16 protein-coding genes are annotated in these 14971 nt (G+C 64.6%); 7 read left to right on the forward strand and 9 right to left on the reverse strand.

Annotated features, from left to right (window positions below; translation table 11 throughout):
- Entirely contained in the window at window positions 1-918 is a 918-nt protein-coding gene (locus R2669_RS13045) for an EamA family transporter (protein WP_316900494.1), read from the reverse strand.
- 216 nt (window positions 919-1134) lie between these two features.
- Here R2669_RS13045 and R2669_RS13050 point away from each other — a divergent pair, with 216 nt between their 5' ends.
- The 4 genes from R2669_RS13050 to R2669_RS13065 all read left to right on the forward strand — a co-directional run bounded on the left by R2669_RS13050 (window position 1135) and on the right by R2669_RS13065 (window position 3882).
- On the forward strand, window positions 1135-1647 hold the full coding sequence (locus tag R2669_RS13050) for a MarR family winged helix-turn-helix transcriptional regulator (RefSeq protein ID WP_316900496.1): 513 nt from the start codon (window positions 1135-1137) through the stop codon (window positions 1645-1647).
- Window positions 1648-1671: 24 nt separating this feature from the next.
- Window positions 1672-1827 carry a hypothetical protein gene (locus R2669_RS13055; protein WP_316900497.1) on the forward strand — a complete coding sequence of 52 codons (156 nt, stop codon included), beginning with the start codon at window positions 1672-1674 and terminating at the stop codon, window positions 1825-1827.
- Between the two features lie 81 nt (window positions 1828-1908).
- Complete coding sequence (locus R2669_RS13060; protein ID WP_316888868.1) at window positions 1909-2664, forward strand: YdcF family protein; 756 nt, start codon at window positions 1909-1911, stop codon at window positions 2662-2664.
- A gap of 309 nt (window positions 2665-2973) precedes the next feature.
- Window positions 2974-3882 (forward strand): prohibitin family protein, encoded by a 909-nt coding sequence (locus R2669_RS13065; RefSeq protein WP_316900500.1) that lies wholly within the window; start codon window positions 2974-2976, stop codon window positions 3880-3882.
- 59 nt (window positions 3883-3941) lie between these two features.
- On the opposite strand, the gene argC is transcribed toward R2669_RS13065, so the two are convergent.
- Together argC and R2669_RS13075 are read right to left on the reverse strand one after the other, a co-directional pair.
- On the reverse strand, window positions 3942-4955 hold the full coding sequence (gene argC, locus R2669_RS13070; protein ID WP_012760871.1) for an N-acetyl-gamma-glutamyl-phosphate reductase: 1014 nt from the start codon (window positions 4953-4955) through the stop codon (window positions 3942-3944).
- Between the two features lie 127 nt (window positions 4956-5082).
- The gene (locus tag R2669_RS13075; RefSeq protein WP_316888870.1) at window positions 5083-5868 is read right to left on the reverse strand and encodes an exodeoxyribonuclease III; all 786 of its coding nucleotides are present in this window, start codon (window positions 5866-5868) and stop codon (window positions 5083-5085) included.
- A 32-nt stretch (window positions 5869-5900) separates the two neighbouring features.
- On the opposite strand from R2669_RS13075, the gene pyrE reads away from it, so the two are divergent.
- A complete protein-coding gene (gene pyrE, locus R2669_RS13080) occupies window positions 5901-6578 on the forward strand; it encodes an orotate phosphoribosyltransferase (RefSeq protein WP_316875077.1) in 678 nt (225 codons plus the stop codon).
- 603 nt (window positions 6579-7181) lie between these two features.
- Here the strand turns inward: pyrE and R2669_RS13085 are convergent.
- From R2669_RS13085 to R2669_RS13100, 4 genes are all read right to left on the reverse strand, one after another.
- Entirely contained in the window at window positions 7182-8009 is an 828-nt protein-coding gene (locus tag R2669_RS13085; protein ID WP_316888872.1) for a polyphosphate kinase 2 family protein, read from the reverse strand.
- A gap of 57 nt (window positions 8010-8066) precedes the next feature.
- Entirely contained in the window at window positions 8067-8948 is an 882-nt protein-coding gene (gene dapF / locus R2669_RS13090; RefSeq protein WP_316888874.1) for a diaminopimelate epimerase, read from the reverse strand.
- A gap of 90 nt (window positions 8949-9038) precedes the next feature.
- Window positions 9039-9932 (reverse strand): lipid A biosynthesis lauroyl acyltransferase, encoded by an 894-nt coding sequence (locus R2669_RS13095; protein WP_147218780.1) that lies wholly within the window; start codon window positions 9930-9932, stop codon window positions 9039-9041.
- Window positions 9933-9945: 13 nt separating this feature from the next.
- Window positions 9946-10794 carry a lysophospholipid acyltransferase family protein gene (locus R2669_RS13100; RefSeq protein WP_316900502.1) on the reverse strand — a complete coding sequence of 283 codons (849 nt, stop codon included), beginning with the start codon at window positions 10792-10794 and terminating at the stop codon, window positions 9946-9948.
- 239 nt (window positions 10795-11033) lie between these two features.
- Here R2669_RS13100 and metK point away from each other — a divergent pair, with 239 nt between their 5' ends.
- Entirely contained in the window at window positions 11034-12224 is a 1191-nt protein-coding gene (gene metK / locus R2669_RS13105) for a methionine adenosyltransferase (RefSeq protein WP_045205042.1), read from the forward strand.
- 117 nt (window positions 12225-12341) lie between these two features.
- Here metK and R2669_RS13110 read toward each other — a convergent pair whose 3' ends face one another.
- Both R2669_RS13110 and R2669_RS13115 read right to left on the reverse strand, forming a co-directional pair.
- Entirely contained in the window at window positions 12342-12920 is a 579-nt protein-coding gene (locus R2669_RS13110) for a hypothetical protein (RefSeq protein WP_316900504.1), read from the reverse strand.
- Window positions 12921-12927: 7 nt separating this feature from the next.
- Window positions 12928-13557: a hypothetical protein gene (locus tag R2669_RS13115; protein ID WP_316900505.1), complete on the reverse strand. Its 630-nt coding sequence runs from the start codon at window positions 13555-13557 to the stop codon at window positions 12928-12930.
- Between the two features lie 530 nt (window positions 13558-14087).
- Between R2669_RS13115 and R2669_RS13120 the strand changes: the two genes are divergently transcribed.
- Window positions 14088-14969: an AraC family transcriptional regulator gene (locus tag R2669_RS13120; RefSeq protein WP_316900506.1), complete on the forward strand. Its 882-nt coding sequence runs from the start codon at window positions 14088-14090 to the stop codon at window positions 14967-14969.
- The last annotated feature ends 2 nt before the right edge of the window (window positions 14970-14971 follow it).

Here is a 14971-nt window from a genome sequence, read left to right on the forward strand (position 1 = left end):
TCACCGCTCAACCAGCCCCGCAGCCTTTACCGGCCTCGCGGGGCTTGTTGTTTGTACGGCCGCCTTCGCCCGCCGCGACAACGCCATCCCCGCCACCGTCGCGCCCAGGATCAGCACCGCGCCGCCCGTCTGCATCGGGCTGAACCATTCACCCAGGACGAGCGCGCCCAAGACCGTCGCCGTCAACGGGCTGAGCAGCGACAGGAACGTCACGTCTGCGCCCAGCACGCCGATGCCACGCACCCACAGCCAGTAGCCCAGCGCCGTGCCGATGACGATGAGGTACGCAAAGCCCAAGGCGTTACGCGCCGTGAGCGCAGGCGGCAGACCTTCCACGAACAACGCCACGGGCAGCAGGGCCAGGCCGCCGAGCGCAAGCTGCCAGGCGGCCACTGCCAACGGCGTGCCGATGCGGCCCCAGCGTTCAATGAGCACGGTGCCGATCGCCATCGAGAACGCCGCGGCCAGCGCGGCCACCACGCCGATTGCATCGAGCTTGGCCGCTGGGCCAAGAATCAACAGCCCCACCCCCAGCGAGCCGGCCAGCGCCGCGGCCAGTTGCGCCGGACGCGGCTTGCGCGCAAGCAGTGGCCACGCCAGCAGCGCGACCACCAGCGGTTGGGCCGACATGATCGTCGCTGCCACGCCGCCCGGCAGGCGCTGCGCCGCCACGAACAGCAGCGCGAAGAACACGCCGATATTCGCCAGCCCCAGGAACAGCAGCGGCAGCAGCTTGCTACGCGGCGGCAGGCCGGGGCCGAGCAGCATCAGCAGCACGCCCGCCGGCAGCGCACGCAGCGCGCCGACCAGCAACGGATGGCCGACGGGCAGCGTCTGCGTGAAGACGAGATAGGTCGTGCCCCACAGCACCGGCGCCGCAGCGGTGGCAAGCATCAACGTCAGACGGTTGAACGGCATATGAATCTCCATGTAACGTTATTTGATATCGAAATAAATAAGGGGGAAGGTCAAGCGGCGTCTTCGCTCCCGGCGCAAGTGCAGCGCTATCAAAGGCGCCGCTTTCCCGTGCGGCACGCGCGATTGCGCATTGTCTCCGCAGCGCAAAACCGATACGATTTCTCGGAGCCTCGACATCAAGTAATTCGATGTCGAAATACTAGGACGAGGATTTTTATGGGTCAAGGTGATTCCCTATCCCCGCAAGGGGGACCGATGGACAACATCCTCGCGCAATGGCGACGCGAGCGCCCAGACATCGACCCGAGCCCGATGGCCGTCTGCGGCGATGTCTGGCGCGCCGCAGAGCGGCTACGCAGCGGCGTGGTCGCTAACGTGGCGGGAGCGGATCTTGACGTGGCGGGTTTTGACGTGCTGCTGACGCTGCGCCGCAACGGCCGCGATCAGGCGCTGTCGCCTTCCGCACTGGCCAAGGACATGTTGCTGTCGACCTCCGCCATGACGAACCGGCTCGACCGGCTGGAAAAGCGCGGCCTGATCGCCCGCAAGACCGATCCGGACGACCGCCGCGGGCTGCGGATCGTGCTGACCGACGAAGGCTTCGCGCTGGTCGACGGACTGGTCGCCTCGCATGTGCAGACGGAAGAGCGGATGCTGGCGGCGTTGAGCCAGGCGGAGCGGGCGATGTTGCGGGAGCTGCTCGGGAAAATCGGCGGCGCAGGCGGGTAAGTGCGACCGACAGCAGAAACGTGCATGCTGATGCGATTCAAAAGCCTGTTCAGTCGACCAGCGTCGGCACCAACATCGGAAGACCTGCTGCGCGACGACATCCTGCAAGACGGTTTGTCTCCGAGCGCGGACGCAATCGATGCCCCGGCCGAGTTCGTGCGCCTGGTGGCAACCCCGTAAGCAGACGGGTCGCGCAACCGTCCATTCCTCTTTACGATGCCTCCTCATGTACGCGCGTAGCGCGCCAACCTGGAGGAACGTGTGAGCCTGACCATCCTGTGTGTGCTGGTGATCGTGGCAGCGGTGTGCGCAGCACGCGGCCGGCGTCGGGCTGCGCGCGGGCTGGCGGTGTTCTCCGGTGTGCTGGTGATGGCGATCGGCTGCGGGCCGGTGCCGGCGTGGCTGCTCGATTCGCTGGAAAAGCCGTTCGAGAACGAGCCGCACATTCAATGGGGCGCGCGAAACGCCATCGTGCTGCTGGGCGCCGGTACGTTCCGCGTGGGCGATGCCGTGGAGCCTGGGCTGTTCTCGTATCCGCGGCTGGTGGAAGCCGCGCAGTTGTACCAGGCGTGCCGCAAGGCCGACGGCGATTGCAAGATCCTGGTCAGCGGCGGCGATGCCCGTCACCACGGCGAATCGGAAGCCGCGGTCTATGGCCGCGAACTCGTCGCCCTCGGCGTCGACAAGGCCGACGTGCTGACGGAGCCCAAGAGCATGAACACGTGGCAGAACGCGCAATTCTCGCGCGCGGTCCTGGCGCAATACGCGGCCGACCGCACGGTGCTCGTGTCGTCGGCCATCCATCTGCGGCGCAGCCAGCTGTATTTCACGCACTTCGGCATGGCGCCAATTCCCGTGCGCGCCGACGATCTGCAAGCCGCGGCATCGCCCTTGCCGATGGCATACAACTTTGCGCTGACCGATTTCGCGCTGCACGAGTGGATCGGCATCGCCCGCTATCACGTGTACAACGCGCTGGGCTGGAACCCTGCGCGCATCAATCCCGGCGACGCCTGATTCGGCCACGCTGCACCCCACCGTTCGAAGCGGCGCTCTAGTGCTTCCGGAGGGCAGCAAAAATCCGGCGCCCGCCTATACTTTGTGCATCGCAACATCCGGGCATCGCAATGCGCCACCTCGGCCGTATTGAAGCTCACCGCCTCATCACCATTGGCAAGCTTGCTTGCCACCACCCGCCCACCGGGCGCGGCCATCCCTGACGGGAATCGCCGACGATTCCTGCGCCAGCAAGCAGGCCGTTGCGTAAGCAGCGCCCGCCCCGCCAGCCACACCTCAGAAGCAAACCAACAAGCAAGGGGAACCCTCATGCCTCAAGTCACGGCAAGCAAGCTGCCGGTCAAACTGCTCGCGCTCGTCTTCGGCGCCGTCGCGGCGCTGGCCATCGGGCGGACTTTCCTGCTGAACTGGCAGATCATTCCGCCCGGCTACACGGGCATCAAGATCAACCGGCTCGTCGATCGCGGCATCACGCATGAAAACGTCGTCACCGGGTTCGTGTTCTACAACCCTGTGCAGACGGCGATCATCCAATACCCGACCTACGTGCAGCGCGTGATCTGGACGCAAGACGTGAATGAAGGCCGCGCGCTCAACGAAGAGCTGACGTTCAATACCAAGGACGCCGTGCCTGTGAATGTGGACGTGGCCGTCTCGTACCAGCTCGATCGAGAGAAAGTGCCGGCGTTCTACACCAATTTCCGCGCCGATCGCATCGAGACCTTCACGCACGGCTACCTGCGCGACACCGCGCGCAACGTGATCGTCGCCATCGGCTCGGAATACAACTTCGACGACGTGAATGGCGGCAAGAAGGAAGAGTTCGTCGCGCGGCTGACCAAGGAGCTCGACGCGCGGCTCGCGCCGCTGGGCGTGTCGATCAAGCAGTTCGGCATCGTCGGCTCGCTGCGCCCGCCGCGTGCGCTGCTCGATGCGGTGAGCGCCAAGACCAAGGCCATCCAGGACGCCATCCGCACCGAGAACGAAGTGCGCTCCGCCCAGGCCGAGGCCAAGAAGCGCGTGGCGATTGCCGAAGGCGAAGCCGCTGCCAACCGTGCGCTCGCCTCGTCGCTCGATGACCGCCTGCTGGCGTGGGAGCGCCTGAAGCTCGAGCGTGCCGCCATCGAGAAGTGGAACGGCGTGACGCCGAGTGTGATGGCGGGCGGCAACGGCAGCGGCATGTTGTTCAACATCCCGGCCGGCGCGCAAACCAAGTAAGCCGCGCCCAAAGAAAAACGCGCCCGAAGGCGCGTTTTTCGTTTCCGCTCAGGCGGCGATCAGCTCGCGAAACCCGGCGCAGCTTCGCGCACGGCGTGCTCGGCGCCGGCTGCGGGAATCGGCGCTTCCACATGCAGGCTCGTCGCCTCGTCCACGCCCAGGTGCACGTTCATGCATTGCACCGCCGCACCGGCCGCGCCCTTGCCCAGGTTGTCCAGACGCGCGGTGACGACCATGCGCTCGTCCGAACCGAACACGAACAGGTCGGCGCGGTTGGTGTCGTTGGCGCCCTGCACATCGAAGAAGCCGTTGTCGAGCGTCGCAACGTTGTCGGCCGGCGCCACGCGGATGAACTGCTCGCCCTGGTAGTAATCGGCCAGCACACGGGCGATGTCCGTCGGGCTCACCTTGCGCGCCAGGTGCTGCGGGTGCAGGCCGATCGTCACGGCCAGGCCCTTGAGGAAGTTGCCGACGACCGGCGTGAAGATCGGCGCGAGGCTCAGGCGGCTCTGCACGCGCATCTCCGGCAGGTGCTTGTGCGCCAAGGCCAGCGCGTACGGGCGCGGGCTGTCGAGCTTCGGGTTATTGGCGGCCAGGTAGTCGGCGATCATGGCCTTGCCGCCGCCGCTGTAACCGGTGAGCGAGAACGCGGTGACCGGGTAGTCGGCCGGGACGATGCCTGCATCCACCAGCGGGCGCATCAGCAGCACGAAGGCGCTGGCGTGGCAGCCCGGCACGGCGATGCGCTTGGTGTTGCGCAGGCGCTCGCGCTGGCCCTGGGCCAGTTCGGGCAGGCCGTAGACCCAGTCGTCCGACGTGCGGAACGCGGTGCTGGCGTCGATGATGCAGGTGTTCGGGTTGTTGACCAGCGAGACGGCCTCGCGCGAGGCGACGTCCGGCAGGCACAGGAACGCGACATCGGCGGCATTCAGGAATTTGGCGCGCTCGGCTGAATCCTTGCGCTTGTCTTCGGCGATGCGCAGCAGCTCGATATCGTCGCGCTGCGACAGATAATCGAGCAGGCGAAGGCCGGTGGTGCCTTCCTGACCGTCGACGAAAACCTTGAATGCCATGGTGATCTCGCTAAAAAACTGGGGGCCAAAGACAACGCCGGCAAGCGGTGCCGGCGCGTGAGGTTTGCATTGTAGCGGCTGACGAAGACATTTCCGCGGCAGCGCTATGAAGTGACTTCGATGCCGCTTACCAGTGCGGCTTCGTGTCGTAATCGATCGTCAGCGGCGCGTGGTCGCTGAACTTGATGTCCTTGAAGATCGACACGCGTCGCGCCGTGGCGGCAATGCCCGGCGTGGCGATTTGGTAATCGATACGCCACCCGACGTTCTTTGCATACGCCTGGCCGCGGTTGCTCCACCAGGTGTACTGCTCGGGGCGCTGGTCGAGCGTGCGGAACACATCCACATAGCCGACCTCGTCGAACAGCTTGGTCAGCCACGCGCGCTCTTCGGGCAGGCAGCCGGAGTTCTTCTGGTTGCCCTTCCAGTTCTTGATGTCGATTTCCTTGTGCACGATGTTGACGTCGCCGCACAGCACGACCTCGCGGCCCTTTTCGTGGCGCAGGTCCTTGAGGTGGTCCATGAACAGGTCCATGAAGCGGAACTTGGCCTGCTGGCGCTCTTCGCCGCTGGAGCCCGACGGCACGTAGACCGAGATGATCGACAGCTTGCCGTAGCGGGCCTCGACGTAGCGGCCTTCGGCGTCGAACTCGCCGTTATCGAAGCCGATGATGACCTCGTCGGGCTTGTGGCGCGTGTAGATGCCCGCGCCGCTGTAGCCCTTCTTCACCGCGTGCTGGAACACGCCGTGGTAGCCGTGCGGCGCCAGGAATTCGGGCGTCATGTCGTCTTGCGCGCATTTCAGTTCCTGCACGCAGACGAAATCGGCGTCCTGCTTGCCCATCCATTCAAAAAAGCCTTTGCTGGCAGCGGAGCGAACGCCGTTGAGGTTGGCGGAAATGATGCGTAACATGGCGGGACTTTTTTGCGGACCAGAGAAAAAAGATGAGCCAAAACAGCGAGTTGCGCCAATCCTTCATCCGCTTTGCGGTGGAAGCCGGCGTGCTGTCGTTCGGGGAATTCGTGACCAAGGCGGGGCGGACGTCGCCCTATTTCTTCAACGCCGGCAAGTTCAATGACGGCGCACTGCTGGGCCAAGTCGCGCAATTCTATGCGAAAACCCTGCTGGACTCCGGTGTCGAGTTCGACATGCTGTTCGGGCCGGCCTACAAGGGCATCACCCTGGCATCGGCCACCGCCGTGGCGCTGGCGGGCCTGGGCCGCAATGTGGGCTTTGCGTACAACCGCAAGGAAGCCAAGGACCACGGCGAAGGCGGCAGCCTGGTCGGCGCGAAGCTGCAGGGCCGGGTGGTGATCGTCGATGACGTGATCTCTGCCGGCACCTCGGTGCGCGAGTCGGTGGAGATGATTCGCGCCGCTGGCGCAACGCCGGCTGCCGTGCTGATTCTGATGGATCGGATGGAGCGCAGCGGCAATGCGGTGGATATCGGCGAGCGCTCTGCGGTGCAGGATGTGCAGGCTCAATACGGCATGCCGGTTGTGTCGATTGCCAATCTGGATGATTTGCTGGGGTATCTGGATGGGGCGGGTGACCCGGCGCTGGCTGGGTATCGTGAAAAGGCTGCGGCGTATCGGGATAAGTACGGCGTTAGCGCGATTTGAGCTTTTGATGTTGTGGAAAACCCCGGCGGATGTTGTTCGCTGGGGTTTTGTCTTTTTTGGTTCATCCCTTGTTTCACCCCCTGCCGGGGGCGACTCACTTTCTTTGGTCTTGCCCAAAGAAAGTAAGCAAAGAAATGCGCGCCCGAGATGGCGAAAGACTCCTTGAATTTATGTTGCAGGGAGGGAGGGGAGGCAAACTCGCTGCGCTCAGACAGCCTCCCCTCTTTTTCCTCCCTGCAACATAAATTCAAGGCGCCATCTAGGGCAGGAAAGTCAAAGGACAAAGCCAAACACTCTGGGCGCCAGCCCAAACGACAAGGCCAACCGCGCGATGGGTTGGCCTTTTTCTTTTGACGTTGAGCCCTTGATGGCGCCTTGAATTTTTGTGAGCGGGCGGATCAAGGAAGGAGGCTTGTCTGAGCGCAGCGAGTTTGCCTCCTTCCCCGCACGGTCACACAAATTCAAGGGATGGGTCGCCATCTCGGGCGCGCCTTTCTTTTGCTTACTTTTCTTTGGCAAGACAAAGAAAAGTAAGTCGGTCCCGGCAGGGAACGAAAGGGGGGATGGACCACCAGCGCCAAAATCCGACACCGCCAACCCCAGTCACTCAATCCTCAACGCCTCAAACGCCGGATTCCCCTCCGGATACTGCGGCTTCATCGCCTCAAACACCTGCAACAAGATCTCCGCCACCATCACATTCCGATGTGTCTTGGAATCCGCGGGCACCACGTACCAGGGCGCTTCGGGCGTCGCTGTGGCATTGATGGCCGCCTCGTAGGCCTCCATGTAGCCATCCCAAAACCCGCGCTCTGCAATATCGGCCGGGTCGAACTTCCAGTGTTTGTTCGGATCGTCGATGCGCTCCTGCAACCGCTTGCGCTGCTCGTCTTTCGAGATGTGCAGGAAGCATTTGACGATGGTCGTGCCGGTTTCGCTCAGCATCTGCTCGAACGCGTTGATGTGCCCGTAGCGGCGTTTGCATTCGGCCGCGTCGATGTCGCCGTGCACGCGCGTGATGAGCACGTCTTCGTAATGGCTGCGGTTGAAGATGACGATCTCGCCGCGGGCGGGCGTCTGGGCGTGCACGCGCCAGAGGTAGTCGTGTGCGAGTTCCTGCGGCGTCGGCGCCTTGAAGCCGACCACGCGCAGCCCCAGCGGATCCATCGCGCGGAAGACGCCGCGCACGGTGCCGTCCTTGCCGGAGGTGTCCATGCCCTGCAGGATCACCAGGACCTTGCGTCGGTGCTCGGCGTAGAGCACATCCTGCAGCGCGTCGAGCTTGGCCGAGACTTCGGCCAGCCGCGCGTTGTCGTCCGCCTTGTTGCCGGTGGAGAACGGCTTGCTGGCGGCATCCACCTTCGCGATCTTGAACTTGTTGCTGCCGTCGAAACGGTAGTCGTCAATCAGGTTCTTGCCGTTCGTGCCCACGGTATCTCCTTGTTGTTCTGACGTATGCGGCAGCGGCCCGCCGGGGCATGCGCGGTGTCAATGCGCGGCGGCGGTCAGCTTGAGCGCATCCAAATCCAGCGTGCCTTCAAAGACGGTGGTGGCGGGGCCCGTCATCATGACCGGCTGGCCGACGCCCGCCCACGCGATGGTCAGGTCGCCGCCATGCGTGGCGACCTTGACGGGCGAATCGATCAGGCCGCGGCGGATGCCGGCCACCACCGCTGCGCACGCGCCGGTGCCACAAGCAAGTGTCTCGCCCGCGCCGCGCTCGTACACGCGCAGACGCACGGAATGCCGATCGACGATCTGCATGAAGCCCGCATTCACGCGACGCGGAAACACGGGATGCGACTCGATCAACGGGCCGTCTTCCAGCACGGGAAAGGCTTCCGTGTCGTCGACGATCTGCACGGCGTGCGGATTGCCCATCGACACGGTCGACAGCCATGCAGTGCGGCCGTTGATCTGCAGCGCGTGCTGCGTGTCGTCGCCTTCAACGCGGGTGGGCAGGCCTTCGGGCACGAACGGCAGGCGCGCCGCTTCGAACACCGGTGCGCCCATGTCGACCGTGACCTGGCCATCGTCCTGCATCGTCAACGTGGCGATGCCGTTCATGACTTCCACGCGCACGGTCCGTTTGTCGGTCAGACCGCGGTCGGTGACGAACTTGACGAAGCAGCGTGCGCCGTTGCCGCAGTGCTCCACCTCGCCGCCGTCGTGGTTGAAGATGCGGTAGCGGAAATCGACGTCGGGCCGCGTTGAACGCTCGACCAGCAGGAGCTGATCCGCCCCCACGCCGAAGTGGCGGTCGGCAATGGCAGCCCATTGCTCGGGCGTGAAGTCGATCGGGGTCTGGATGCCGTCGAGCACGACAAAGTCGTTGCCCGCGCCGTGCATCTTGGTGAAGTGCAGTTTCATGGCGGGCCGCACAGATGCGGCGATGAGCGTTCGGAAAACGCCCATTCTAAAGCGAGCCGGCCGCGGTTGCCCCAGGGCCGGCTGCGGGCATCAATAAATGCCCGGCATGCCCTCGGGGCGGTGCTTGAAGCGCTTGTGCACCCAGTAATACTCGGTGATGCGCGGGCGGATGGCGTCTTCAAAGAAGGCGTTCATGCGGCGCGTGTCGGCAGTCAGATCGCCGGTGGGGTAGTTCTCCCACGCCGGCAGGATGCGCAGCGCATAGCCCTCGTAGTTGGGCAGGATCTCGGTGTACATCGGCACGACCTTGGCGCCGGTCATCGACGCCATGCGCGGGATGGCGTTGAGCGTGAGCGCCGGCACGCCGAAGAACGGCACGAACTCGGAGTCGCGCTCGCCGAAATCCATGTCGGAGATGAGCTGCAACGCCTCGCCGCGCTTGATGGTGCGCATGATCTGGCGGATGTTTTCGTTGCGCGACACCATGGTCGCGCCAAAGCGGCTGCGCAGCGCCTTGATGGCGTCATCGAGCACCGGGTTCGCCATGCGCGTGTACAACGAGCAGCCCGCGTTGCCGACGTGCGTGCGCAGGTAGTCCGTCAGCGCCAGCGCGCCGATCTCCACACCCGACAGATGCAGCGTCACGAGAATGTGCGGCGTGCCGTGCAGCGCCGGCAGGTTGGCCTGATCGTCGATCTTCACCACGCGCATCAGGCGCTTTTCCGATGCGAACCACGCAAACGAGCGCTCGGCAAAGCTGCGGAAGACCTTGCGGAAAACCTCGTGCGCCAGGGCTTCGCGCTCGGCTTCCGATTTCTCGGGAAAGCACGCGCGCAGGTTGGCCAGCACCACGCGGCGGCGGCCATTGGGAATGCGGTACAGCAGCCCGCCAAGGCCTTCGCCAAAACGCGCGACGAAACCGTACGGCAGGAAGGACAGCAGCCACAAGAAGCCGAGTCCGAGTTTGGCAGAGAAACGTTCCATAAAGGCAGCAGTGTCAGGCAGCGGGTGGAGCTTCCGCGCCCTTGGGATGCTTGTAGCGGTTATAGCCCCAGAGATATTGCGTCGGCGCCACGGCAATCAACCGCTCGATGGCGGCGTTGATGCGGGTGGCGGCCTGCGTGGCGTCTTCGGGCAGATCACCGATCTCCTCCACGTGCAGCCGGTAGCCCGTACCGCGCGGCAGCCGCTCGGCAAACAATGCCACGACCGGCGCACCTGTGAGCCGATGCAGACGGTGCACCAGCGTCATCGTGTAGGCCGGCTTGCCGAAGAACGGCGCCCATACGCCTTCACCGCCGGTGGGCGTCTGGTCGGGCAGGATGCCAATGGCCTCGCCGCGCTTGAGTGCGCGCACCAGCATGCGCACGCCGCGCGGGTCTGCGGGGGCCATCTGCATGTTCGGCCCCGTGCGCATGTGTTCGATCCAGGCGCGCAGGCTTTCCTTGCGCGGCGGCTTGAACAGCGATGTGACGGGATGCTCGCTCGCGTAGGCCTGCGGCAGGACCTCGAAGCAGCCCAGATGCGGCGTGAGGAAAATCAGGCCGCGCCCGTCTGCCAGCGCGCGCTCGATGACGGTTCGGCAGACATCGAACAGGTGCGGCGCAACTTGCGCCCCGTTCTTGCGCACCCAGAAGTACGGCATCTCGAACACCATGCGGCCGGCGGAGCGCCCAGCCTCTTTGAGCATGGCGGGTGTGACGTCGGGATAGGCGTGGCGGAAGTTGGCGATGAGCCGGTCGTGATAGCGGCCGGGCACCTGGGCGGCCAACGCTCCCAGCCAGCCGCCCAGCGCCTGCAGCACTGACAGGGGCAGGCGTGAAAACAGCCAGTAGAGGAAGGTCATGCGTGCGTACGCTGCAATGTGTTGGTCGCAGTCGACAGGAGAGCAGGGTCTTGGCAGGCCGTGCTGCGGCCCCGAAAAGTGCCGCGTATAATAGCGCGATTCGCCGAGTTAACTGACAACTTGCGGGGCGAATCCTTGCTTGGCCACAAACCTCGGCAAGGTTGCTAAATACCGCTAAAGCGTCGCCGGCCGTGGCTTAACGGATTGGCAACGTGATAGCCAATCTGGAGCTAACAGCCGTGTCAAACGACTTCCTCTTCACCTCGGAGTCGGTCTCCGAGGGCCATCCCGACAAGGTCGCCGACCAGATTTCCGACGCCATCCTGGACGCCATCCTCGCCCAGGACAAATATGCGCGCGTCGCAGCAGAAACGCTGTGCAACACCGGCCTGGTGGTGCTGGCGGGTGAAATCACCACGACGGCCAACGTCGACTACATCCACGTGGCGCGCGAAACCATCAAGCGCATCGGCTACGACAACACCGAATACGGCATCGACTACAAAGGCTGTGCCGTTCTCGTCGCTTACGACAAGCAATCGCCGGACATCGCGCAGGGCGTCGACCGCGCATCGGACGACTACCTGAACCAGGGCGCCGGCGACCAGGGCCTGATGTTCGGCTACGCGTGCGATGAAACGCCCGAGCTGATGCCCTTCCCGATCTACTACGCACACCGCCTGGTCGAGCGCCAGTCGCAACTGCGCCGCGACGGCCGCCTGCCCTGGCTGCGCCCCGACGCCAAGTCGCAGGTGACGGTGCGTTATGTGGATGGCAAGCCGCACAGCGTGGATACCGTGGTGCTGTCCACCCAGCACGCGCCCGAAATGTCGCAAGAGGCCATCCGCGAAGCCGTGATCGAAGAGATCATCAAGCCGGTGCTCCCGTCGCACATGCTGGCCGACACCAAGTACCTAGTGAACCCGACCGGCCGCTTCGTCATCGGCGGCCCGCAAGGCGACTGCGGCCTGACCGGCCGCAAGATCATCGTCGACACATACGGCGGCGCAGCCCCGCATGGCGGCGGTGCGTTCTCGGGCAAGGACCCGTCGAAGGTCGACCGCTCGGCGGCGTATGCCGCGCGCTACGTGGCCAAGAACGTGGTGGCCGCCGGTCTGGCGCGCCAATGCCAGGTGCAGGTCAGCTACGCGATTGGCGTGGCACGCCCGATCAACATCACGGTGTACACGGAAGGCACGGGCGTGATCCCGGACGAGCAGATCGCCAAGCTCGTGCAGGAGCACTTCGACCTGCGCCCGAAGGGCATCGTGCAAATGCTGGACCTGCTGCGCCCGGTCTACGAAAAGACCGCCGCGTACGGCCACTTCGGCCGCGAAGAGCCGGAGTTCAGCTGGGAAGCCACCGACAAGGCCCTGCTGCTGCGCGAAGCAGCCGGTCTGGCCGGGGAGCCGGCCAAGGCGTTCGCCTGAGCCAGCACTGGTGCCAAAGAGAAACCGCCCTTCGGGGCGGTTTTTTTGTCTGCTTGCCAAGAAAAAAGCCGCCCCGAAGGGCGACTTCTTTTTTCTACCCTGCACATGCGGTGCGCGCTACTGCCTCGCAACAGCGGCACGGAAGGCGGCATCGTCGAGCAACGCGCCGACCAGCTTGCGGTAGAGCGCTTCATATTGCCCTGCCGCCTGTGGAATCGCCGACACCCCCATGAACGGAGAATCCCACGAAGCCTCGGTGCGCAATGCGCGGTCGTAGCGCACGGTGCCAGACCGCGTCACCACAAACCGTGCTGCCAGCGCTGCTTTGCCGGTCCCGACGGGAGCTTCAACGGAGCTGTCGAGCAGCGTGCCGGTGATCACCGCATCCGAACGTGCATCCAGCAAGCCTGCCGACTGCAACTCCACGCGCAAGGTTTCCCGCAGGTATTGAGCAAACGAGCCCTCCACCGGCGAACGCACTGTGTTGCTGCGAATGCTGACGCCCTTATCCACACTCGCCGATTGCGCAGCATCCAGCGTGAATTTGCCCACCTCGACCGGGCCGATGGCAGGGCTACCGGCGCGCAGCTTCGCGGCGTTCTCGATAGTCGGCTTGGGCGGCGTCATCGGCATTTCGGCGCAGCCCGCCAGCAGCGAGGCGGCCGCAAGCAACGCCGCCCACAGTGCACGCGTCATTCCGGAATCAGTTGAACGCGGCGTCATAGGACAGATCCTTCAGCGCGTTGCTCAACACCTCGCGCGTCACCTGTTGGACTGCGTCCAGCGCTGTCGCAGACTTCTTGGCGCCGGCGGGCGGATTGGCGTTACCCAGCGTGGTGTGGATCGCATGACGCGCAGTCTTCACGATGGGGGTCGCCTGCCCCGGCGGCAGGTAGCTCACCGTGCAGATGTAGCCATCGGTGACAGCGCTGCCGGCCAGACCAAAGGTCAGACCCGTCACGAACCCCTTTGACGCGGCATCGTCCGTGATCGGCACGTTGTTCAGCGTGACATTGAGCATGCCCACGTTCGGCGTCGGCTCTGTCGACACCTTCGAGAAGAGGCCGGTTTCGATGACTTCCTTGGCGGCCGTGTCTTTCAGAAGCGTGGTCACGCGCGGATTGGGCGCGCCTTTGGTTTGAAATTCGAACACTAGTTGCACCGGCTTCGGATCCGCAACCTTCTTCATTTCGGACGCCGGCACGGCTTTGGTCGCTGTGTCGACATAGAAGCTCGCGCAACCCGTCAAGAGAGCGGCGCCCGTCAATGCCGACGCCATCACCATACGGCGGATGAAACGCCCGCCCCCAAACTTGCTGTTGTTGTTTTGCATACCCTGATTCTTTTTGTGTGAGGTTCGACTTCGGATACGTCAGCGCAGGCGGTCAGCGTACTGGTACGCCCCCGCAGACGGCGCCCCGGAGGGGCTGGGGGATGCTATCAGAGGCGAAGTGGAGATCACGCCCTTTCGAAGAGGGGTATCACGCCGGCTGGGTCGGGCCGTTTCAAATAGGCGCCAGATCAGGCGCATCGGCAAGCCGGCGTTTGGTGTCGGTGCCGCCGCCCTCCGTCTGCAGGCTCGAACAGTTTCTGTGCGATGTGTCGAGGTCTGTTCTGCCATGATGTGGCCCCGTCATCTATGAGCGTGAATCACCGACCTGTATGCCGGGGCACCGCAACGCATCGCCCCACGGCAAGACCCACTCCACGGACGCCAACACACCGCCGAAATGCGCTGCATGTGCCCGGCCACGCCCCATGGCAAGCGGCACGGGCTAACGATCACGGCCGCCAATTGCGCAATTTCGATCAGGCGGGCACACCCCGCGGGCGATACCGTATCGCCACCCAGGAGCCACCGCATTGACCACCGCCACCGACCGCTACCTCGCCCGCTTCCGCACCGTGCTCGCACACATCGACGCGCATCTGGAAGACACGCTCGACGTGGACGGGCTGGCCAACGTGGCGGCGTTTTCCAGCTACCACTTCCACCGTCAGTTCTCGTTGCTGTTCGGCATGAACGTCGGGCGCTATGTGCAGTTGCTGCGCCTGAAGCGCGCCGCCCATCAACTCGCCTATCGCGACGATGTGCGCATCACCCACATCGCGCTGGCGTGCGGGTACGAAGGGCCGGAAGCATTTGCGCGGGCGTTCCGCAGGCAGGCGGGGCAGTCGCCGTCAGCCTTTCGGGCCGCGCCGCAGTGGGCGTCCTGGGCCACCGATCTACAGGCGCTGCGCGCCCTCAGGAGCCAACACATGCCCGCACAACCGCACACCCAATCCGTTGAGATCGTCGAGCGCGAGGCCGTCGCCGTCGCCGCCATCGAGCACCGCGGCGATCCCGCACGCCTTGGCGAGACCATCCGCACGTTCATAGCCTGGCGCCGCGAGCATCGGCTGCACCCGAGCGTTTCGGCCACGTACAACGTCGTCTACGACAACCCCGACGATGTGCCGCCCGAGGCATTCCGCATGGACATCTGCGCGGCGACGCAGGCACCGGTCGCCCCCAATGCGGCGGGCATCATCGGCAAGGCGCTGGCAGGCGCGCGCTACGCCGTGCTGCGCCACACGGGCTCTGACGACACGCTCGGCCAGAGCGTGGCGTACCTGTATGCCGATTGGCTGCCTGCCAGCGGCGAGGAATTGCGCGACGCGCCGTTGCTGTTCCAGCGCGTGCGCTTCTACCCCGACGTGCCCGAGCACGAAGCCGTGACGGACATCCTGCTGCCGCTCAGGTGAGC

The sequence above is a fragment of the Ralstonia edaphi genome (assembly GCF_958350185.1).
Classification (GTDB): domain Bacteria; phylum Pseudomonadota; class Gammaproteobacteria; order Burkholderiales; family Burkholderiaceae; genus Ralstonia; species Ralstonia edaphi.